The organism is Streptomyces sp. NPDC048416 (assembly GCF_043200435.1).
Classification (GTDB): domain Bacteria; phylum Actinomycetota; class Actinomycetes; order Streptomycetales; family Streptomycetaceae; genus Streptomyces.
The window spans coordinates 175103-195837 of the sequence record NZ_JBICXU010000007.1; the positions used below are offsets into that span (position 1 = coordinate 175103).

Below are 20735 nucleotides of genomic sequence, written 5' to 3' on the forward strand. Positions count from 1 at the left end.
CGTGCCTCGGTCGGCGCGGGCTCAGGTGAGGTCGAACTCACCGTCCCGGGCGTTGATCACGAAGGCCCGCCACTCCGCCGGGCTGAAGATCAGCGGCGAACTGCCCGGGCTGCCGCTGTTGCGCAGGGCGATGAAGCCCTCGACGAAGGCGATCTGGACGTCCCCCGCCCCCCGACTGCTCGACTGCCATTCGGCCTCGCTGAGATCGAGCTCCGGCTTGTCCCAGCCGGAACGGGTGTGCCCCGCAAGGGTCTGCAAGGTGTGCTGGGTGGTGGTGTCGGCCACGTCCGTGCTCCTCCCCGGTTCTTCTCGTCCGGGCCACCCTAGCGATCGTCCGGCGCGGCCGACAGGCCGCCGAGGGAGCACCGGGCGGGCCGCCGGCCCTCAACACCCCTCAGCGGCTGGGCGGTTCGGATCCGACGAGCCACATCGAGAAGAACTGGGATCCGCCGCCGTAGGCGTGGCCCAATGCCCTGCGGGCGCCCTCCACCTGGTGCTCGCCCGCCTCGCCGCGCACCTGGAGTGCGGCCTCCGCGAAGCGGATCATGCCGGACGCGCCGATGGGGTTGGTGGACAGGACGCCGCCCGACGGGTTCACGGGCAGGTCGCCGTCGAGCTCCGTGACGCCCGCCTCGGTGAGTTTCCAGCCCTCGCCCTCGGCGGCGAAGCCCAGGTTCTCCAGCCACATCGGCTCGTACCAGGAGAACGGCACGTACATCTCGACGGCGTCGATCTCGCGGCGTGGGTCGGCGATGCCCGCCTGGCGGTACACATCGGCCGCGCAGTCCTTGCCGGCCTGGGGCGACACGAAGTCCTTGCCGGCGAACAGAGTGGGCTCGCTGCGCATGGCGCCGCCGTGCACCCAGGCCGCCGGCCGGGGCGCGCGGGCGGCGCCCGCCCGGTCGGTGAGCACCATCGCGCAGGCGCCGTCGGACGAGGGACAGGTCTCGGAGTAGCGGACCGGGTCCCACAGCATGGGCGAGGCCTGGACCTTTTCCAGGGTGATGTCGTGCTCGTGGAGGTGGGCGTACGGGTTCTTCAGGGCGTTGCGCCGGTCCTTGTACGCGACGAGGGAGCCCACCGTGTCAGGGGCCCCGGTACGCCGCATGTAGGCCCGTATGTGGGGGGCGAAGAAGCCGCCGGCTCCGGCGAGCAGCGGCTGGGTGAAGGGCACCGGCAGCGAGAGGCCCCACATGGCGTTGGACTCGGACTGCTTCTCGAAGGCGAGGGTCAGCACCGTGGTGTGGACACGGGCGGCGACCAGGTTGGCGGCGACGAGCGCGGTCGAGCCGCCGACCGAGCCCGCGGTGTGCACCCGCAGCATCGGCTTGCCCACCGCGCCGAGCGCGTCGGCGAGGTAGAGCTCGGGCATCATGACGCCCTCGAAGAAGTCGGGCGCCTTGCCGATGACCACGGCGTCGATGTCGGACCAGGTCAACGCGGCGTCTTCGAGGGCGCGTCGGGCCGCCTCGCGGACGAGTCCTGCGATGGACACGTCGTGCCGGGCGGCCACGTGCTTGGTCTGGCCGACACCGACGACGGCCACGGGTTCCTTGCTCATGACTCCCCCTCCAGGACGGCCACCAGGTTCTGCTGGAGGCAGGGGCCCGACGTGGCGTGCGCGAGGGCCCGGTCGGACTCTCCGCGGTGGATGCGGGCGGCGGCCTCACCGAGCCTGATCAGGCCGGCGGCCATCACGGGGTTGGCGGCGAGCGCTCCTCCCGACGGGTTGAGCGTGACCTCGTCGCCGAGTCTGAGCGCCGTGCGCAGGACGACCTCCTGCGAGCTGAACGGGGCGTGCAACTCGGCGGTGTCGACGGGCCGTTCGAAGGCGCCGGCCCGTTCGGCCGCGAGGCGTGCGGAGGGCGAGTCGGTGAGGTCGCGGACACCGAGGGCGTGCGCCTCGATGCGGTGGTCCATGCCGCGGATCCAGGCGGGCCGCGCACACAGGTCGCGGGCCCGCTCCCCCGCGGCGAGGATCACCGCGGCCGCGCCGTCACCGACCGGCGGGCAGTCGCCGGTGCGCAGCGGGCGCACCAGGTAGTCGCCCTGGGGCCGCGAACCGCGCACCTGGGCATGCGGGTTGGAGTCTGCGGAGTCCCTGCTGCGGGTGGCGATGGCGGCGAGCGCGGGCTCGTCCGTGACGCCCGCGTCGATGAGGGACTGCGCCTGGAGGGCGGCGAGCGCGACGGAGTCGGGCCAGAGCGGCGCCACGTAGTAGGGATCGAGCTGCCGGGTCAGTACGTCGCGCAGCCGGCCGGGCGAGGACTTGCCGTATCCGTAGACGAGCGCGGTGTCCGCCTCGCCGGTGAGGATCTTCACCCAGGCCTCGTAGAGCGCCCAGGCACCGTCCATCTCCACATGGGACTCGGAGATCGGCGGCCACGCGCCGACTCCGTCGAGCGCCATGGTGAACGAGAAGGCGCGCCCGGCGAGGTAGTCGCTCGATCCCGAGCAGGTGAAGCCGATGTCGCTGGTCTTCAGGCCGGTCGCGCCCAGGACCTGGTGCAGCACCGGCATCAGGAGTTCGACTTCGGACAGCTCATCCGTGCGGCGCCGGTGGTCGCTCTGCGCGAAGGCGACGATCGCCACGTCCCGTGCGGGAGGGGTGGGCGCCATCAGATCAGCTCCTTGTACGTCTCGTAGTCGGCGTCGGGTTGGCCGGTGGGCCGGTAGTGGTCGGGGTAGCGGCCGCCCTCGCTCCACACGGGTTCGACCCGCAGCCCCATCCGGACCTGGTCGTAGGGGATGCCCCCGATCCGGCCGTGCAGGGCCAGGCCCGCGCCGTCCAGGGCGATGTGCGCGTAGACGTACGGGACTTCGATGTCGAGGTTCTTGGCCTTGATGTTGACGATGCAGAACGTGGTGACGGTGCCGGCGGGCCCGACCTCCACCCGTTCCTGTGTGGCGACACCACAGGTGGGGCAGGCACCGCGCGGTGGCACGTACACCTTCCGGCAGGAGGGGCAGCGTTCGCCGACGGTCGTGCGGGCGGACAGGCCGCTGATGTACGCGGACTGGGCGCGGCCGGGACTGTAGGTGTAGTCAAGGCGGGCGGGCGCGACGATGCCGGTGACCGGGTCGGTGAACTCGCCGCTGTGCGGGGCCGGTTCGTGTGCGTCGGCCCCGCCCTCTGCTCCGTCCGGTTCGAAGCAGGCGATGTCGGTGATGGCGCCCGTACGGTCCTCGGCCCAGCGGATCCGGACGCGCATGCCGCTGTGCACCGCGTCGGGGCCGGGCGCGTCCAGGACGTGCAGGAGCGAGGTGGCGGCGCCGTCGAGGCGCACGAGCACCCAGGCGAAGGGGCGGTCGAGGGGCTGGTCGCGGCGGGGGGTTGGGTTCCAGGCCCAGGTGGTGACGGTGCCGGTGGGGGCGACCTCGACGAGTTCGCGGATCTCCTCGGCGGTGACGGGGTCGTACTCGACGGGCGGTACGAGCACCGTCCCGTCCCCGGTCCGCACGCCGAGCACGGTGCGTTCGCGCAGCCCGGTGAGGAAGGCGCTCTGGACCGGCCCGAGGGAGCGGGTGAACGGAAACTCGACGACAAGGGGCGCGCGCAGCACGTCGGGAGAGGGGGCGGCAGTCATGAACGGGCTCCTTCGGTAGACCTGACAAGCCGGACAGCGGGCCGGTCCCCCACGAGGCCGAGCGCCTCGCAGCCGAGCGGAATACAGCCCGTAGCGGGCCCCCTGCCCCTGAGACCTGGGGGAGCTTGAGAACAACGCCCTCACGGCGCGAACGGGGTGCGGGGCGGAGCCCCGTGCCCACCGGCCCGCGAACACCCCCGTTTCTCAGGGGGTTTCGGCAGGGGGTTTCGGCACGGGGCGGGGCCTCAGGCCCGTCGAAAAACGGCGTCCCGTTTCTCGGCGAAGGCCTCGGCGCCCTCCTTCGCATCCGCCGTGGCGAAGATCGGCCACCCCCGCTCAAGCTCCGCCGCGAGCCCATCGGCCTCGCTCATGGACGCCGTGTCGTACACGGACGCCTTGACCGCCTCGACGGCCAGGGGCCCGCAGGCGTTGATCCGCGAGGCGACCTCAAGGGCCGCGTCGAGCGCGCCGCCGTCCGGCACGACACGCCCGATCAGCCCGATGCGGGCCGCCTCGTCCGCGCTGTAGGCCCGACCCGTGAGCAGCATTTCCAGCGCGTGTGTGCGGGGAATCTGTCGTTGGAGGCGGACGGTGGATCCCCCGATGGGAAAGAGGCCGCGCCTCACCTCGAAGAGCCCGAAGGTGGCGCTCTGCCCCGCGACGCGGATGTCCGTGCCCTGAAGGATCTCGGTGCCGCCCGCCACGCAGTGGCCCTCGACCGCCGCGATCACGGGTTTACGGGGGCGGTGATGGCGGAGCATCGCCTTCCAGTGCAGGTCGGGGTCGGCCGTGAGCCGGTCCCGGTACGGGTCCCCCGCCATGCCCCGGCCCGCGAGGGCCTTGAGGTCCATGCCCGCGCAGAAGTCGCCGCCCGCGCCGGTGAGGACGACCGAGCGGATCGAGTCGTCCGCGTCGGCTTCCAGCCAGCCGTCGTACAGCCCCACCAGCAGGGGCAGCGAGAGCGCGTTCTTCGCCTCGGGTCTGTTCAAGGTGAGCACCAGGGTGGCGCCTTCGCGCCGCACCGTGAGGTGTTCCGTACCACCCATTGCCGTCCTCCCGTCTCACGACCTAGAACAGGTTGCAGGAATGGCGGTGGCAGTTCAATAGTTTTCTGACAGACAGTCAGATTTTGTCGTCGCCGCCCCTTCCCAGTTGTGCACGGCTTTGCTCTGATGACCCCCGAGTCCGTACGGGGCCGGTGTCAGGAGGAATGGTGGAGTACAACCTTGCCGACCTGTTCGAGTCCGTCGTCGACGTGGTGCCGGACCGCGAAGCGCTCGTGTACATCGATCACCCCGGGACGGGCGCCGAGCGCCGCTTGACGTACCGCGGTCTGGACCGCGCGGCGAACCGGATCGCCCACCATCTGATCGACGCGGGCCTCAAGCCCGGCGAACACCTGGGGCTGCACCTCTACAACGGCGTCGAATACCTCCAGACGGTGCTCGCCGCACTCAAGGCACGCCTGGTCCCGGTCAACGTCAACTACCGCTATGTCGAAGAGGAGTTGGCCTATCTCTACCGGGACGCCGATCTGGCGGCGCTGGTCTTCGAGGCGGAGTTCACCGAGCGGGTGGCGGGCGCGCTGCCCCGGGCCGGCACGCTGCGCCATCTGCTCCGTGTGGGGCAGGTCCCGGACGGCGCGCCGCCTCTCGCCGTCACGCCGTTCACCAAGGCCGAGGCCATGGGCTCTCCCGAGCGGGGGTTCGCACCGCGTTCACCCGACGACCTGTTCATCATCTACACCGGCGGCACCACCGGCATGCCCAAGGGTGTGATGTGGCGTCAGGAGGACCTGTTCTTCGCCGGGCTGTTCGGCGGCGAGCCCGCGGGGGAGCCGGTGAAACGGCCGCAGGAACTTGCGGAGCGGGTCGCCGAGGGCGGCGCGGGGCTGACCTTCTTCCCGGCTCCCCCACTGATGCACGGGACCTCGACGCTGACCTCGTTCATCGCCTTCAACTACGGCCAACGCGTGGTCATCCACCGCAAGTACGTGCCCGAGGAAGTGCTGCGCACCATCGAGAAGGAGAAGGTCTCCAGTGTGTCCCTGGTGGGCGACGCCATGCTGCGGCCGCTCATCGACGCCCTGCACGGGCCGCTCAAGGGCACCGACCTGTCCTCGCTGTTCAGCGTCTCCTCGTCCGGAGCGATCATGTCGGAGACGGTGCGCGCCCAGTTCCAGGCGCTCGTGCCGCATGTGCTGCTCCTGAACAACTTCGGTTCGTCCGAATCCGGTTCCAACGGTAAGGCGACGGACGATTCGGGCCCGGAGAAGGGCTTCCGCCTGGAGGTCAACGAGCGTACGCAGGTGGTCGATCCGGCCACGCACGAGCCGGTGGCGGTCGGCGAACCCGGGCGGCTCGCCCAGCGCGGACACGTTCCGCTCGGCTACTACAACGACCCCGTGAAGACCGCGGAGACGTTCTTCCAGAAGGGCGATGAGCGGTGGGTGCTCCTCGGTGACATGGCGACCGTGGACGAGAACGGCATCGTCACGGTCCTCGGGCGCGGCTCGCAGTGCATCAACACCGGCGGCGAGAAGGTCTACCCGGAGGAGGTCGAGCAGGCCCTCAAGTCGCATCCGGACGTGTACGACGCGCTGGTGGCCGGGGTCCCCGATGTGAGGTGGGGCAGCCATGTGGCGGCGGTGGTGCAGCTCCGCGCCGGCGCGGACGCGCCCACGCTCGACGACATCCAGACGCACTGCCGCACCCGGATCGCGGGCTACAAGGTGCCGCGCCAGCTGGTGATCGCGCCCAGCATCCAGCGCTCGCCCAGCGGCAAGGCGGACTACCGCTGGGCGCGGACGGTGGCGGCGGACGCCGACGCGGGCTGAGGAGGCCGGCCCGAGCTGATGAGGCCGGCCCGGCGGCCCGGGCGTCAGATGCCGAACCCCCTGAGCGCCGCGAGAAATCCGGCGGGGTCCGTGCTGTGCACGAGGTGACCCGTGTCGAAACGCGCCAGGCGGGCGTCCGGGATGAGGCCGGCGAGTGCGGTGAGCGCCGTCTGGTCGACATGGCTGCTCGGGCCGCCCGCGATGAGCAGGGCCGGCGTGCTGAGCGTGCCGAAGCGCCGGTGCCAGGCCGGGTCGGGGTCGTTGAGCTGGGCGTTGATCGCGGGGACGACCGGCCAGTCGAAGTCGAGCCGGCCTTCCGGGCGTTCGACAGGACCGCGCCGCGGATTCAGCGGGAGCAGCGGCGGTACTTCCTCAAGGACGAGCCGCCCGACGAGGTGGGGCGCCTCCTGGGCGAGCAGCGCGGCCGCCGCGCCACCCATCGAGTGCGCGACCACATCGGTCCCGGCCAGGCCCAGTTCGGTGATGAACCCGGACAGGTCGTCGCGGAACGCCTCGAAGGAGTAGCCGCCCGGCCAGTCGCTCAGGCCGTGGCCCCGCAGGTCGAGGGCGTACACGCGGCGGGTGGCCGCGAGTTGTCCGGCGATCTCGTCCCAGTCGCGGCTGTCGCCGCCGCGGCCGTGCACGAGGACGACGGGCGGCGCGGACCGCGGGCCCCTGACGCGGTAGGCGAGCCGGACACCGTGGCCGTCCTCGGTGTTGACGGTGTGCCGGACGGTGGCGACATCGGGATCGAGGAAGGCGACAACCGTACGCACGAAGGCTTGCGGATCGTCGAGCCAGGGGTGGCCTCCCCTACCGCGCAGGACGGCGAGCTCGGCGTTCGGGAGAAGGTCGGCCAGGGCCGCGGCGCGGGCCGGGGGCGGGCCGCCGTCGTATGCGCCGGCGAGGATCAGCACGGGGGCACTCACCTGGGCGAGCGCGTCCTTGGCCGCCGCAGGGCCGAAGGCGCCGTCCGCGTCGTCCCCGGCTGCGTCGTCCCCGGCCGCTTCTGTCACCTCGGGGTCCGTGTCGCGGACGCCGGGGGCGATCAGGGCGAGCGAGCCGACGCGGTCCGGGTGGCGGGCGGCGTGGAGCAGTGCCGGTTTTCCGGACGCGAAGTGGGCGAGCACGTCAAGACGGTCGAGGCCGAGGTGCACGCGCAGCGCCTCGATGTCGGCCACCTGGTGGTCGTGGCGGCAGGTGGCCGGGTCGGCAGGCGCCGCCGTATCCTCCGCCCCGCGTGGATCGAGCAGCACCAGGGTGCGGTGCGCCGCCAGGCCGCCGCCCTGGTCGCTCAGGTCGCCCAGGCAGGCGGAGGCACCCGTCGGGCCGCCCGGCAGGCAGACGAGAAGCGGGCCCTTTCCCGCACGGCGGTAGGCGCGTTCGGTTCCGTCGTGGCTGGTGAATGTCGGCATGCGGACGATCTTCACAGGGGCCCCGGGGCTCGGGCAATGGCTTTCGCCGTGGGCGCGAAGACCGGGCGACGCCGGTTGTCCACAGGCCTTGACGTGCCCCTCGGGTGGCTGAATTACTGATCCGACACAGATCGACCGAATGATCGGTCGTCCGATTTCGTCGCCCTCCGGGGCGGGGCGAGGACGGGAGCGCACCCATGGCACCCCTGCTGGACGAGGCGGAGCGGCTGAGCCGGCCGGAGCTCGAAGCCCTACAGCTGGAGCGGCTGCGCGCCTCACTGCGCCATGCGTACGACAACGTCGGGTTCTACCGTGAGGCCTTCGACAAGGCGGGGGTCCGGCCCGAGGACTGCGTCTCGCTCGCCGACCTGGCCCGCTTCCCCTTCACCGCCAAATCCGATCTTCGCGACCACTATCCGTTCGGCATGTTCGCGGTCCCGGAGTCCGACATCCGCAGGATCCACGCCTCCAGTGGTACGACGGGCCGCCCCACCGTCGTCGGCTACACCCAGCGGGACCTGGACACCTGGGCGGACGTGGTGGCCCGCTCGATCCGCGCGGCGGGCGGGCGGCCCGGCCACAAGGTCCATGTGGCGTACGGATACGGCCTGTTCACCGGCGGCCTCGGCGCGCACTACGGAGCCGAACGGCTCGGCTGCACGGTGATTCCCGCCTCCGGAGGGATGACGGCGCGCCAGGTCCAGCTGATCCAGGACTTCCGCCCCGCGATCATCATGGTGACGCCCTCGTACATGCTGACGCTGCTCGACGAGTTCGAGCGCCAGGGTGTGGACCCTCGTACGACCTCGCTGAAGGTTGGCATCTTCGGCGCGGAACCGTGGACCGAGGAGATGCGGCGCGAGATCGAGGAGCGGTTCGCGATCGACGCGGTCGACATCTACGGCCTGTCGGAGGTCATGGGTCCGGGCGTGGCACAGGAGTGCGTGGAGACCAAGGACGGGCTGCACATCTGGGAGGACCACTTCTATCCGGAGGTGGTGGACCCGGTCACCGGGGATGTGCTGCCGGACGGGGAGCGCGGTGAGCTCGTCTTCACCTCGCTCACCAAGGAGGCGATGCCGGTGATCCGCTACCGGTCACGGGACCTGACGCGGCTACTGCCCGGCACCGCCCGGGTCTTCAGGCGGATGGAGAAGGTGACCGGGCGCAGCGACGACCTGGTCATTGTGCGCGGCGTCAATCTCTTCCCCACCCAGGTCGAGGAGATCGTGCTGCGCACGCCCGGGCTCGCCCCGCACTTCCAGCTGCGGCTGACCCGCCGGGGCCGCCTTGACGCGCTGACCGTCCGGGTGGAGGCGCGGGCGGACACGGCGCCCGAGCAGCGCGACGCAGCCGCCCGCTCGATCGTCGCGGCCGTCAAGGACGGGATCGGTGTCTCCGTCGACGTGGAGGTGGTCGACCCCGAGACCATCGAGCGTTCGGTCGGCAAGTTCAAACGCATCGTCGACCTGCGCGAGAAGGGCAGGTGAATCCGGGCCTGCCCTCGGCGCAGGCCTCCGCAGGAGCTGGGCCCAACTGCCCTGACCGTGCCGGAACTTCAGGCGAACCGGTCGCGCAGTTCCCGCTTGAGGATCTTGCCGCTCGCGTTGCGCGGCAGCTCGTCCACGAACAGCACCCGCTTGGGGGCCTTGAACGCGGCGAGCGAGCCGCGGGCGTGCTCGATGAGCTGAGCCTCCGTCACCTCCGCGGCGCGGACGACGACGGCGGTGACCGCCTCGATCCAGCGCTCGTCGGGCAGGCCGACGACGGCGGCCTCGGCGACCGCCGGGTGGGTGTAGAGCGCGTCCTCCACCTGGCGCGAGGCGATCAGCACACCACCGGAGTTGATGACGTCCTTCACGCGGTCCACGACGGTGAAGCAGCCCTCGCGGTCGCGCACCGCGAGGTCGCCGGAGTGGAACCAGCCGTCGCGGAAAGCCTCTTCGGTCTCGGCCGGTTTGTCCCAGTAGCCCTCGCACAACTGCGGTGAGCGGTAGACCACTTCGCCCGCCGTGCCGTCGGGCACCTGCTCGCCCCTCTCGTCGACGACCTTCGCCTCGACGAACAGCACCGGACGCCCGCACGAGTCCATTCTGCCCTCGTGCTCCTCGGGCCGCAGCACGGTGGCGAGCGGTCCGATCTCGCTCTGTCCGAAGCAGTTGTAGAAGCCGAGTTCCGGCAGCCGCTCGCGCAGCCGCTCCAGGACCGGCACGGGCATGACCGAGGCCCCGTAGTACGCCTTGCGCAGAGCCCCGAGGTCGCGCTGGGTGAACTCGGGGTGGGCAGCGAGGGCGATCCACACGGTGGGCGGCGCGAAGAACGAGTCGGCGAGGCCCGCCTCCACCAGGTCGAGGATCCTGCCCGGGTCCGGCGCGTCCAGGAGCGTGTTGTCGGCGCCCACCGCGAGATAGGGCAGCAGAAAGACATGCGTCTGCGCCGAGTGGTAGAGCGGCAGCGCGTGCACGGGCCGGTCTCCGGCGCGCAGGTCGAGCGCGGTGATGGCGGAGACATACGCGTGGACGAGGGCGCGGTGCGTCATCATCGCGCCCTTGGGCAGGGCGGTGGTGCCGGAGGTGTAGAGCAGCTGAACGAGGTCACCGGCCTCGCCCCGGCCCTCGTACGCGACCGGCTCGGCCGTCGCCGCGAGGAGCGAGCCCGCGCCGTCGCGCAGCGCGACCACGGGCAGGCCGGCGGGCACCTGTTGCGCGAGCGCGGGGTCGGCGAGGACGAGAGCCGCGCCGGACTGCTCCAGGATGTACGACAGATCGCCGCCGGTGAGGTGCTGGTTGACGGGCACATGGATGAGCCCGGCCCGGGCGCAGCCGAGGAATGCGATGAGGTACGCGTCGGAGTTGTGCCCGTAGGCGGCGACCCGGTCGCCCTTGGTCAGGCCTTGGGCGGTGAGGAAGGCGGCGGCGGTGGAGACGGCCGCGTCCAGTTCGGCATAGCTCCAGATGCGGTCCGCGTACCGCAGGGCGGTGCGGTCGGGGGTGCGGCGGGCGCTGCGGCGCACGATGCCGTCGACGGTGCTGCTGCGTACCTCGTCCATGGCTGGATCCTGGGTGGCGCGGTCGCCGGGGTCAAGGCGCGGGCGCCACGACCCGCCGGACGGCGGGACGCGGCTCCCGACCCGGCCAGGTGTGCCGACGTCGGCCGGGGACGGCCGCCCTGGACAGCCGGGCCTCCTGGACAGCCGGGCCCCGTAGGCACCCAGACCGTCGCGGGCACCCAGCCTCTGCACCGCCGGACCCCATGGGCACCCAGACCGTCCCGGGCACCCAGCCTCCTGGACAGCCCGCGCCCGGCGGCGAGTTACGCCTCGATGTATGCCTCGATTTACGCCTCGGTGGGCAGATGAGTGAGCTTGTCCGGGTTGCGCACCGTGTAGATGGTCTCGATCCGCCCCTCGCGGAAGGCGAGGACGCCGATCTGGCGCTGCCCGCCGGCGGTGATGTCGAGAGCTGGGCCGCCGTTGATGTCGACGACGCCGAAGGCCTCCACCTCGTACCGGTTGAGCAGGCCGGTGAGGAAGGCGAGCACCTTCGTACGCCCGATGACCGGGCGCCGCGCGGCGCTGACCTTGCCCCCGCCGTCGCTCCACGCCACGACGTCCTCGGCGAGCAGTTCGGTGAGCGCGCCGAGGTCGCCGCCCTGCGCGGCTTCGAGGAAACGCGTGAGCAGCTTGGCGTGCTCGTCGTCGGACGGCGCGAAGCGGTCGCGGCCGGCGGCCAGGTGGCGTCCTGCCCTGCTGTACATCTGGCGGCAGTTGGCCACGCTCGCCTCGATGATGGACGCGATCTCCTCGTAGGGGAGCTGGAAGGCCTCGCGCAGGACGAACACGGCGCGTTCCGGCGGGGAGAGCCGTTCCATGAGGTGGACCGTGGCGTAGGAGACGGTGTCGCGCAGTTCGGCGGTGTCCAGCGGGCCGAGCGTGTCGGTGGCGACGGGTTCGGGCAGCCACGGTCCGACGTAGGCCTCGCGGGTCACCCGCGCCGAGCGCAGCTGGTCGATGGCGAGGCGGGAGGTGACGGTGATGAGGAAACCGCGGGGGTCCCTGATCGCGTCGCGCTCGACCCGGCTCCAGCGCAGGTAGGCGTCCTGGACGACGTCCTCGGCGTCCCACACGGAGCCGAGCAGCCGGTAGGCGAGCCCGAGCAGCACCTGGCGGTGGGTCTCGAATTCCTCGGTGTGCTGCGTCATGGCGTGTGCCACCTCCCCGTGCGGCCCCATCGCCTCGTGCCCCGGCGGCTGCCACATCATTCAATCTCGGCGCGGCCCCGCGACGCCAGTGGGGACGGGGACGTGTCCGCCGTGTCACATCGCGCGCTCGAAGCCCTCCCAGTACGGCGCGCGCAGCCGCCGCTTGTAGAGCTTGCCGTTCGGGTCGCGCGGCATCGTCTCGATGAAGTCGACCGACTTGGGGCGCTTGTACGCGGCCAGCCGGCCCCCGCAGTGGTCGAGTATGTCCGCGGCGAGGGCGTCGTCCGCCTCGAAGCCGTCGGCCACTTCGACGACGGCCTTGACCTCCTCGCCCCAGTCGGCGTGCGGAATGCCGAAGGCGGCGGCGTCGGCGACGGCGGGGTGGGCCAGGAGTGCGGCCTCGATCTCGGCCGGGTAAATGTTGACCCCGCCCGAAATGATCATGTCGATCTTGCGGTCGCGCAGGAAGAGATAGCCGTCCTCGTCGAGGTAACCGAGATCACCGACGGTGAAGAAGTCGCCGATGCGGTTCTTCTTCGTCTTGCTCTCGTCCTTGTGGTAGCTGAAGCCGCCGGTCGACATCTTCAGATAGACCGTGCCGAGCTCGCCCGCGGGCAGCCGGTTTCCCTCGTCGTCGAAGACCGCCAACTCGCTGATGGGCCAGGCCTTCCCGACGGTGCCGGGCTTCTTGAGCCAGTCCTCGGCGGTGGCGAACGCGCCGCCGCCCTCGCTGGCCGCGTAGTACTCCTCCACGCAGCTCCCCCACCAGTCGATCATGGCGCGTTTGACGTGGTCGGGGCAGGGGGCGGCGCCGTGGATGGCGTGCCGCAGGGAGGACACGTCGTACCGCGCCTTCACCTCGTCGGGCAGCGAGAGCAGCCGGTGGAACTGGGTCGGCACCATATGGGTGTGGGTACAGGCGTGCTCGTCGATGAGGCGCAGCATGTCCTGGGGCGTCCACTTGTCCATGAGGACGATGCGGTGCCCGATGTGCAGCGACGCTCCGGCGAACTGGAGGACGGCCGTGTGGTAGAGCGGTGAGCACACCAGGTGGACGTTGTCGTCGAACGGCTTGATGCCGAAGATGGCCAGGAAGCCGCCGAGGTAGGTCTCCTCCGGGGCCTTGCCGGGCAGTGGGCGCCGGATGCCGCGCGGGCGCCCCGTGGTGCCGGAGGTGTAGTTCATGACCCAGCCCAGGGTGCGGTCGGTGGGCGCCGACTCCGGTTGCCCGTCCAGGAGTTGGGCGTACGGAGTGAAGCCGGGCACCGCGCCGACGCAGTAGCGGTGCGAGGCGGGCAGCTTCGCCTCGTCGGCGGCCTTGGTGGCCGCGTCGGCGAACCGCTCGTGGGCGATGAGCACCTTGGCGCCGGAGTCCGCGACGATCCAGGCGATCTCCGGCCCGACCAGGTGATGGTTGACCGGCACGAGGTAGAACCCCGCCTGGGACGCGGCGAGGTAGGCCGTGAAGAATTCGACGCCGTTGGGCAGCACGACGGCGAAGGCGTCACCGCGTTCGAGACCGGCGGCCCGCAGCCCGTGGACGAGCTGATTGACGGCGGCGTGCAGCCGGCCCGCGCTCCACTCCTCGCCGTCCGGGGCGATCAGGACACGGCGGTCGGGTTCGGCGTCGGCCTGGGCCCAGAAACCATTGGGCGGCTGGTTCATCGGGCGTCCCTCCCTGCGATGCGGTTCATACGGTCCACGGCGCGCTCGAAGCCGCGCGTGAGGTCGTCGAAGGTGTCCTGGACGCTGCGTTCGGCGGTCATCCTCCCCACGATCTGGCCGACGGGTGTGCCGAGCAGCGGTTCGGTCTCGTACTTCTGGATGCGCGAGACGGCCTCGGCCACGAGGAGCCCCTGGAGCGGCATGGGCAGGGTGCCGGGCCCCGCCGGGTCGTCCCAGGCGTCGGTCCACTCGGTACGCAGCTGGCGCGCGGGTTTGCCGGTGAGCGCGCGGGAGCGCACGGTGTCGCCCGAGCCGGCGGCCAGGAGCTTGCGGGTCAGGGCGCGCGAATGGAGGTCGGCCTCGGTGGTGGTGAGCCAGAGTGAGCCGAGCCAGACGCCCTGGGCGCCGAGCGCGAGACCGGCGGCGATCTGCTCGCCGCTGCCGATGCCGCCGGCCGCGAGCACCGGCAACGGGCCGACGGCGTCGACGACTTCGGGGACGAGCACCATGGTGGCGATCTCCCCGGTGTGACCGCCGGCCTCATACCCCTGGGCCACGACGATGTCGAGTCCTGCCTCGGCGTGGTGGCGGGCGTGCCGTGCGCTGCCGGCGAGCGCGGCGACCAGCACGCTCCGGTCGTGTGCGCGCCGTACCACGTCGGCGGGTGGTGAACCCAGCGCGTTGGCAAGGAGTTTGATCGGGTAGTCGAAGGCGACATCGAGCTGGTCGCGTGCCACCTGCTCCATCCAGCCGGTGATGCGCCAGCCCGACGCCTCACCCTCGGCGAGTTCGGGCACGCCGTGTTGGGCGAGGGTGTCCCGCACGAACTGACGGTGCCCTTCGGGAATCATGGCTTCGACCTCGGCCTCGCCGACGCCTTCGACCTTCTTGGCGGGCATCACGACGTCGAGGCCGTAGGGCAGCCCGTCGGTGTGTTCCTGCATCCAGTCGAGGTCGCGCGCGAGGTCGTCGGGCGCGGTGTAGCGGACCGCGCCGAGCACACCGAAGCCGCCGGCCCGGGTGATGGCCGCGGCCACCGCCGGGAACGGGGTGAAGCCGAAGACGGCGTGCTCGACTCCCAGTTTGTTGCTCAGCTCCGTCTGCATGGGGCGCAGGATGCCGTAGCGGGGGCGACGAGGGAAGAGATTTTCTGATGCTGCGTCAGTTTCTTTGCCGCGTCGTGCTATGCGTGTCGCGTCGTGCGTGCTGCGTCGCATCATGCGTGCCGCGTCCGTCGTGCGGGTCACGTCACGTCGCCTTCAAGGTCATGTACGGGTGGGGCAGCCGGTGCACGGAGACGTCAGCCCCGCGCCCGGCCTCTGCCGCAGACTCGTTGTGACCCGGGCAGTTAGGGGGTGTCTGGTGGATCATGGCCGGGGGTGCGGCGCCTGGCACGGCACCTCGCGGCGTTGCCGAAACGCCCCGATAGCTCCGCTATCACGACGTTCCGGCGCCTTGCGATGCACCGCACCAGGCGCCGCACCCTGACCGACCCTGATCCACCAGACACCCCCTAGGCCGCTACGGGAGTCAGCTCCAAGTTGTTGTCCCCGGCATCCGCCTCATACGTCGGTGTGCAGGAACTGTTCCGGAGCCAGGTACCGGCTTTGATCGGTCCCCGTCGCTCGTAGACGTTTACGCAGTCCGGATTGTTCCACGAGGAGCGGCCGTTGGGACTCGTCGCCAACCAGGGGAGCGGCTCGCCGAGTCCGCCCTTACCGTCGGAATAGCGCGGCCCATAGACGAACATCTGGGACTCACCGCCATCGCAGCCCTTGGTGGACAGCCGCCAATCCCCGTTGCGGGGCCCGTGCGTCAGGCACTCGTTATTGGCGACGTTACGCAGCCTGAGATACCGCCCCCATTCCTCGCTTGCTCCCTTCTCGACGATCTCCCACTGGGCCAAAAGCTGACGACTCCCTCGCTCCGAGCCGCCGGCTGCTCCCCGGCTCCCCGGCTTCCCGGCAGGGTGGTCGATGGAGCCGGTCAGTCTGTCGCCCGCAGACTCAAGGCGCTCCGGCCGCGACCCACGCGAAACGCCTCTACAGAAGGCAAATGACCAGACAAACGCCCAGATGAAGAACGCCCAGATGAAGAACGCCTGGCCGCAGAGCGCAAGGGAACGTCGCCCGGCCGTGGATCAGGGTGCCCTTACGCATGTGAGGAACTGCTGTCGCTACGGGTGAACAGAGCCAGGCGCGGCATTCCTCACCTTGCAACATCCCGCTGTGCCAGCATTGTTCGAAGTGATCACAGAGGGCGGCTCGGCCGCGCCGCCGGGAAGGGCCGGGTGCCGATATGACCGAGGACGCACGGGGCTTCGCCAGACGACGGCTCGCCGGGGCGGCCATGGGGCTTGGAGGTGCGCTGGTGGTGAGCTCGTTGCCGGCCGGGGCGGGGGCCACGGAACATGGGCGGACCCTGCGGCGCGGCTCCGCCGAGCAGGCGGGACTGCTGCCCGAGCACATGGACCGCCTGGTCGACGAGGCGCGGACGTTCCTCGGCCCCTCCCCCGAACGCCCCGCCCCCGAACGCCCCGCCCACGAATATCCCGCCCCCGAGCACCCCTTCCGCGCACACCCCTGGTACGCGGGCGTCGTGCTGCTCGCGGGGCGCGGTTCCACGGTGGCGCTGCACCGTGCGCTCGGCAGCGCGGTGCGCTACGCGGCGTACGACGAGAAGAGCGACACCGGCGTCGCGTTGCCGCCCGAGCGTCGGATCGCGACATCCCGGGACACGGTGTTCGACCTCGCCTCGCTCTCCAAGCTGTTCACCTCGCTGCTGGCGGTCCAGCAGATCGAGCGCGGCGCCCTGGGCCTCGACCGCAGGGTCGCCGAGTACCTGCCGGCCTTCCGGGCGGCGGGCAAACAGGGCGTCACGGTGCGGCAGTTGCTCACCCACACCTCGGGGTTCCGGGCCTGGATCCCGCTGTACGGGGCGCCGACCCATGAGGAGAAGCTGAAGCTCATCTGGAACGAGGAACCGGCGAGCCCGCCCGGCAGCGTCTACCGCTATTCCGATCTGAACCTGATCTCCCTCCACCTGGTCCTTGAGCAGATCACCGGGCGACCATTGGACGCACTGCTCCACGACGAGATCACCGCTCCGCTCGGCATGGACCGCACCCGGTACAACCCGCCCGCCTCCTGGAAGCCGGTGATCGCCGCCACCGAGGACGCCCGCAGGCCGTGGTCCGGGCTCGACCGGGGCCTGGTGTGGGGCGAGGTCCACGACGAGAACGCGTACTGCCTGGGCGGAGTCGCCGGCCACGCGGGGGTCTTCTCCTGCGCCTGGGACCTCGCCGTCCTCGCCCGTACGCTCCTCAACGGCGGCGCCTACGGCCGGGCCCGGATCCTGAGTTCCGCGTCCGTTGACCTGCTCTTCACCAACTTCACCACGGCCTTCCCGGGGCATGAACACGGCCTGGGCTTCGAGCTCTACCAGCACTGGTACATGGGCGCGCTCGCCACGCCACGCAGCGCGGGGCACACCGGCTTCACGGGCACCAGCATCGTCCTCGATCCGAGCACCGACACGTTTCTCGTCATGCTGGCCAACTCCGTGCACCCGGCGCGCAGTTGGCGCTCCGGGTCCGCGCCACGGGTGGCCGCGGGCGACGCCCTGGCACGCGCCGTCCCGGTGCGCGCCGCGCACGGCGGAACATCCTGGTTCGGGGGCATGGCACGCGCGACGAGCGCGACGCTCACGCTGCCCGAGCTGGCCGCCGGGAGGCGCGGGGCGCGGCTGGACTGCGCCTTGTGGTGGGACACCGAACCGGGCGTGGGCGTCGTCGCCCTGGAGGCGTCGGCGGACGCGGGGGCCACCTGGCGACCCGTCCCGTTCACAACCACGGACCCGGGGCTGGGGCAGGGGCCCGTCGAGCATCCTGCCGGGTCGGTGACCGGCTGGTCCGGCCGGGTCTGGCACCGGGTGGCGGCGGACCTCGCGGCGTGGCACGGCCGACCGGTGCGGCTGCGCCTGCGGTACACGACGGGACCCCTGTACGTCGGCCGCGGGGTGTACGCCGACGGACTGCGGGTGGTCGACGAGCACCGGGTGGTGTTCGACGAAAACCGGCCGGTCGACGCCGCCGGGATCATCGCATCGGGCTGGACCCGATCACCCGACTGACCTGGTCCGGAGGGGAAGTTGAAGTGAAAGAGGGCTGCCCTCTCCGGCCCACCCGTGTCAGTGGCCCGGCTCAGTGGCCGAGTACCGCCATGGCCGCGTTGTGGCCGGGGATGCCGCTGACCCCTCCGCCCCGCACGGCGCCCGCCCCGCACAGCAGTACGTTGGCGCGGCTCGTCTCGACGCCCCAGCGGCCCGTCGATCCGTCGCCGTAGGGGAAGGACAGGGCGCGGTGGAAGATGTTGCCGCCGGGCAGTCCCAGGTCGCGCTCCAGGTCGAGCGGGGTCTTCGCCTCGATGCAGGGGCGGCCCTGTGCGTCCAGGGCCAGGCAGCCGGCCAGCGGCTCCTCCAGGTGGGCGTCCAGCTGGGCGAGGGTCGCGGCGAGCAGGTGGTCGCGCGCCTTGTCGTTGTCGTCGGCGAACAGGCGGGCCGGGGTGTGCAGACCGAACAGGGTGAGGGTCTGGTAGCCGCGTGCCGCGAGGTCGGGTCCCAGGATGGAGGGGTCGCTCAGCGAGTGGCAGTAGATCTCCGACGGCGGGGCTGCGGGCAGTTCTCCGCGCGCGGCCTGGGCGTACGCGGTCGCCAGTTCGCCGTACCCCTCGCCGATGTGGAAGGTTCCCGCGAAGGCCTCGCTGGGGTCGACCGCGCTGTCGCGCAGCCGCGGCAGGCGCTTGAGCAGCATGTTGACTTTCAGCTGGGCGCCTTCGGCGGGCTCGGGCGCCGGGTCGCCGAGCAGGTCCGCCAGGGCCTTCGGCGAGGCGTTCACCAGGACGTGGCGGGCGGCGACCGTGCCGGGCGTCTCCCGGGTGACGTAATGGACCTCGGCCTCCGTGCCGTCGGTGTGGATCGCGCTCACCTCGTGTTCGGTGACGATCTCCGCTCCGGCCGCCCTCGCGGCGGCGGCAAGCGCGTCGGTGAGGGCGCCCATGCCGCCCACCGGGACGTCCCAGTCGCCGCTGCCCCGGCCGATCACGTGGTAGAGGAAGCAGCGGTTCTGGGCCAGCGAGGGATCGTGGGCGTCGGCGAAGGTGCCGATCAGGGCGTCGGTCAGAACGATGCCCCGCACGAGGTCGTCGGCGAAGCGCTCCTCCACGGCGACGCCGATGGGCTCCTCGAAGAGCATCCGCCAGGCCGCCTCGTCCGCGATCCGCTCGCGCAGCGCGCTCGCGGTCGGCAGCGGCTCGGTCAGGGTGGGAAAGACCCGCTCGGCGACCCGGCGCGTCAGGTCGTAGAAGGCCTGCCACGCGGTGAACTCGGCGTCGGATCCTGTGAGTTGACGGAACGAGGCGGCGGTACGGTCCGGGCCGCCGCCGACCAGGAGGCCGCGGGGGCGGCCGCCGCGCCGGGTCGGCGTGTACGAGGACACCGTCCGCTTGCGGACCGCGAAGTCGAGTCCCAGGTCGTCGACGATCTTCTGCGGCAGCAGCGACACCAGATAGGAGTAGCGCGACAGCCGCGCGTCCACGCCCGCGAAGGGGCGGGTGGAGACGGCCGCGCCGCCGGTGTGGCCGAGCCGTTCCAGGACCAGGACGGACCGGCCGGCGCGGGCCAGGTACGCGGCGGCGACCAGACCGTTGTGGCCGCCTCCCACGATGACGACGTCGTACAGGTCACGGGTGAACGCGGTGCGTGCGGTCATGCTCCTTGGTAACACGGGACGATCCGCCAGGGAACCCGTCCCGGCGCACCTCCGGCGCCGCGAGCCGGCGGCCCGGCCGGCCGAGGCACCCGGCGGCGTTGTGACGCCCGGTCAGCGTCTCGTCGCCCCTTCACCGGTCGAGCCGGTGCGGGGGGTCGCGTGCGGCGTCGTCCCGTCCCCGGTCGAGTCGGTCCGCGGGCTCGCGTGCGGCGTCGCTCCCTCCCCCGTCGAGCCGGCCCGCGGGCCCGCGTGCGGCTTCGTCCATTCGCCGGTCAGGCCTGCGGTGGGGTCGGGCGGGGTGTCCGTGGCGTGGGTGCGCGTCGCCTTGAGGCCGGTGGTCATCCCTTCGGTCCAGGACGGAAGCCGGGGCGCGCGCCGCGCGAACACCGGCGCGGGCGCGGCGGGGCCGAAGGCCCGGCCCTCGGACAGCTGGCGCCCCAGCTCCGTCGCGTCGTCCGGGCGCTGACCCGGCTCCTTGGCCAGCAGGCCGAGCACGGCCCGTTCGAAGAACTCGGGGAGTTCGTCGCGGTGTTCGCGCAGCGGGCGGGGCGGGGTGTCCCGGTGGCCGACCAGCACCGACCACGCGTCGTCCTGGTCGAACGGCGGCGCCCCGGTGGAGATCTCGTACAGCACGCAGCCCAGCGAGTAGAGGTCGCTGCGGTGGTCGACCTCGACGCCGCCGATCTGCTCGGGCGACATGTAGCTCGGGGTGCCCATGGCGATTCCGGTGCCGGTGAGACGGCTGGTGAAACCGGCGTCGGCGCCGAGCCGGGCGATGCCGAAGTCGCAGATCTTCACGGTGCCGTCGTCGAGCCGCATGATGTTCGCCGGCTTCAGGTCGCGGTGCACGATTCCCTGGCGATGCGTGTAGGCGAGGGCCGCCGCGACCTGTTCGGCGATGTCCATGACGTCGGCCACCGGCAGCGGGCGCCGGTCGTTCTCCTCCAGGAGCTGGCTCAGATCGCGCCCTTCGAGCAGTTCCATGACCAGATGGAGCCCGCTCTCGTCCTCGCCGAAGTCGTGCACGACGGTGACGCCGCGGTGCTGGAGCGCGGCGGCGACCCGGGCCTCGCGCCGGAAGCGCTCCCGCAGGACGTGGGTCAACGACGCCTCGTGGCCGGGCGCCGGCGGTTTGAGCAGTTTGACCGCCACGTGCCGGCCCAGCGACTCGTCCCGCGCCCGCCACACCTCGCCCATGCCGCCGCGCCCGACCACGTCGAGCAGCCGGTAGCGGCCGTGGATCAGCCTGGTGTCCGCCATCTCGT

The 20735-nt window shown here is 71.6% G+C and carries 14 protein-coding genes and 1 pseudogene; 3 read left to right on the forward strand and 12 right to left on the reverse strand.

Going from position 1 to position 20735, the window contains the following annotated elements:
• Positions 1 to 21 precede the first annotated feature (21 nt).
• The 5 genes from ACGFW5_RS12300 to ACGFW5_RS12320 form a co-directional block, all read right to left on the reverse strand.
• Positions 22 to 285, reverse strand: a complete 264-nt coding sequence (locus ACGFW5_RS12300; RefSeq protein ID WP_393834118.1) for a DUF397 domain-containing protein — start codon at positions 283 to 285, stop codon at positions 22 to 24.
• 109 nt (positions 286 to 394) lie between these two features.
• Entirely contained in the window at positions 395 to 1561 is a 1167-nt protein-coding gene (locus ACGFW5_RS12305) for a thiolase domain-containing protein (protein ID WP_393834119.1), read from the reverse strand.
• Positions 1558 to 2619 (reverse strand): thiolase domain-containing protein, encoded by a 1062-nt coding sequence (locus ACGFW5_RS12310; protein ID WP_393834120.1) that lies wholly within the window; start codon positions 2617 to 2619, stop codon positions 1558 to 1560. Before ACGFW5_RS12310 ends, ACGFW5_RS12305 begins: the two co-directional genes overlap by 4 nt.
• Positions 2619 to 3587, reverse strand: a complete 969-nt coding sequence (locus ACGFW5_RS12315; protein WP_393834121.1) for a Zn-ribbon domain-containing OB-fold protein — start codon at positions 3585 to 3587, stop codon at positions 2619 to 2621. The genes ACGFW5_RS12310 and ACGFW5_RS12315 overlap by 1 nt, the downstream gene beginning before the upstream one ends.
• 245 nt (positions 3588 to 3832) lie before the next feature.
• A complete protein-coding gene (locus ACGFW5_RS12320) occupies positions 3833 to 4633 on the reverse strand; it encodes a crotonase/enoyl-CoA hydratase family protein (protein ID WP_393834122.1) in 801 nt (266 codons plus the stop codon).
• 167 nt (positions 4634 to 4800) lie between these two features.
• On the opposite strand from ACGFW5_RS12320, the gene ACGFW5_RS12325 reads away from it, so the two are divergent.
• Complete coding sequence (locus ACGFW5_RS12325) at positions 4801 to 6423, forward strand: acyl-CoA synthetase (protein WP_393834240.1); 1623 nt, start codon at positions 4801 to 4803, stop codon at positions 6421 to 6423.
• Positions 6424 to 6467: 44 nt separating this feature from the next.
• Here ACGFW5_RS12325 and ACGFW5_RS12330 read toward each other — a convergent pair whose 3' ends face one another.
• Complete coding sequence (locus ACGFW5_RS12330) at positions 6468 to 7838, reverse strand: alpha/beta fold hydrolase (RefSeq protein ID WP_393834123.1); 1371 nt, start codon at positions 7836 to 7838, stop codon at positions 6468 to 6470.
• 197 nt (positions 7839 to 8035) lie between these two features.
• On the opposite strand from ACGFW5_RS12330, the gene paaK reads away from it, so the two are divergent.
• Positions 8036 to 9328 carry a phenylacetate--CoA ligase PaaK gene (paaK, locus tag ACGFW5_RS12335; protein WP_393834124.1) on the forward strand — a complete coding sequence of 431 codons (1293 nt, stop codon included), beginning with the start codon at positions 8036 to 8038 and terminating at the stop codon, positions 9326 to 9328.
• A gap of 68 nt (positions 9329 to 9396) precedes the next feature.
• Here the strand turns inward: paaK and ACGFW5_RS12340 are convergent, their stop codons facing one another.
• The 4 genes from ACGFW5_RS12340 to ACGFW5_RS12355 all read right to left on the reverse strand — a co-directional run bounded on the left by ACGFW5_RS12340 (position 9397) and on the right by ACGFW5_RS12355 (position 14809).
• A complete protein-coding gene (locus tag ACGFW5_RS12340; RefSeq protein ID WP_393834125.1) occupies positions 9397 to 10887 on the reverse strand; it encodes a fatty acyl-CoA synthetase in 1491 nt (496 codons plus the stop codon).
• Between the two features lie 287 nt (positions 10888 to 11174).
• Positions 11175 to 12038, reverse strand: coding sequence for an RNA polymerase sigma-70 factor (locus tag ACGFW5_RS12345; protein WP_393834126.1), 864 nt, complete (start codon positions 12036 to 12038; stop codon positions 11175 to 11177).
• A 114-nt stretch (positions 12039 to 12152) separates the two neighbouring features.
• On the reverse strand, positions 12153 to 13703 hold the full coding sequence (locus tag ACGFW5_RS12350; protein ID WP_393834127.1) for an acyl-CoA synthetase: 1551 nt from the start codon (positions 13701 to 13703) through the stop codon (positions 12153 to 12155).
• A complete protein-coding gene (locus ACGFW5_RS12355; protein ID WP_393834128.1) occupies positions 13700 to 14809 on the reverse strand; it encodes a nitronate monooxygenase in 1110 nt (369 codons plus the stop codon). The genes ACGFW5_RS12350 and ACGFW5_RS12355 overlap by 4 nt, the downstream gene beginning before the upstream one ends.
• Positions 14810 to 16001: 1192 nt before the next feature.
• On the opposite strand from ACGFW5_RS12355, the gene ACGFW5_RS12360 reads away from it, so the two are divergent.
• Positions 16002 to 17834 (forward strand): serine hydrolase, encoded by a 1833-nt coding sequence (locus tag ACGFW5_RS12360; RefSeq protein ID WP_393834129.1) that lies wholly within the window; start codon positions 16002 to 16004, stop codon positions 17832 to 17834.
• A gap of 70 nt (positions 17835 to 17904) precedes the next feature.
• Here the strand turns inward: ACGFW5_RS12360 and ACGFW5_RS12365 are convergent, their stop codons facing one another.
• Both ACGFW5_RS12365 and ACGFW5_RS12370 read right to left on the reverse strand, forming a co-directional pair.
• Positions 17905 to 19470 carry a phytoene desaturase family protein gene (locus ACGFW5_RS12365; protein WP_393834130.1) on the reverse strand — a complete coding sequence of 522 codons (1566 nt, stop codon included), beginning with the start codon at positions 19468 to 19470 and terminating at the stop codon, positions 17905 to 17907.
• Between the two features lie 40 nt (positions 19471 to 19510).
• Positions 19511 to 20730 (reverse strand): annotated as a pseudogene (locus tag ACGFW5_RS12370) (protein kinase); the annotation flags it as partial.
• Positions 20731 to 20735 lie beyond the last annotated feature (5 nt).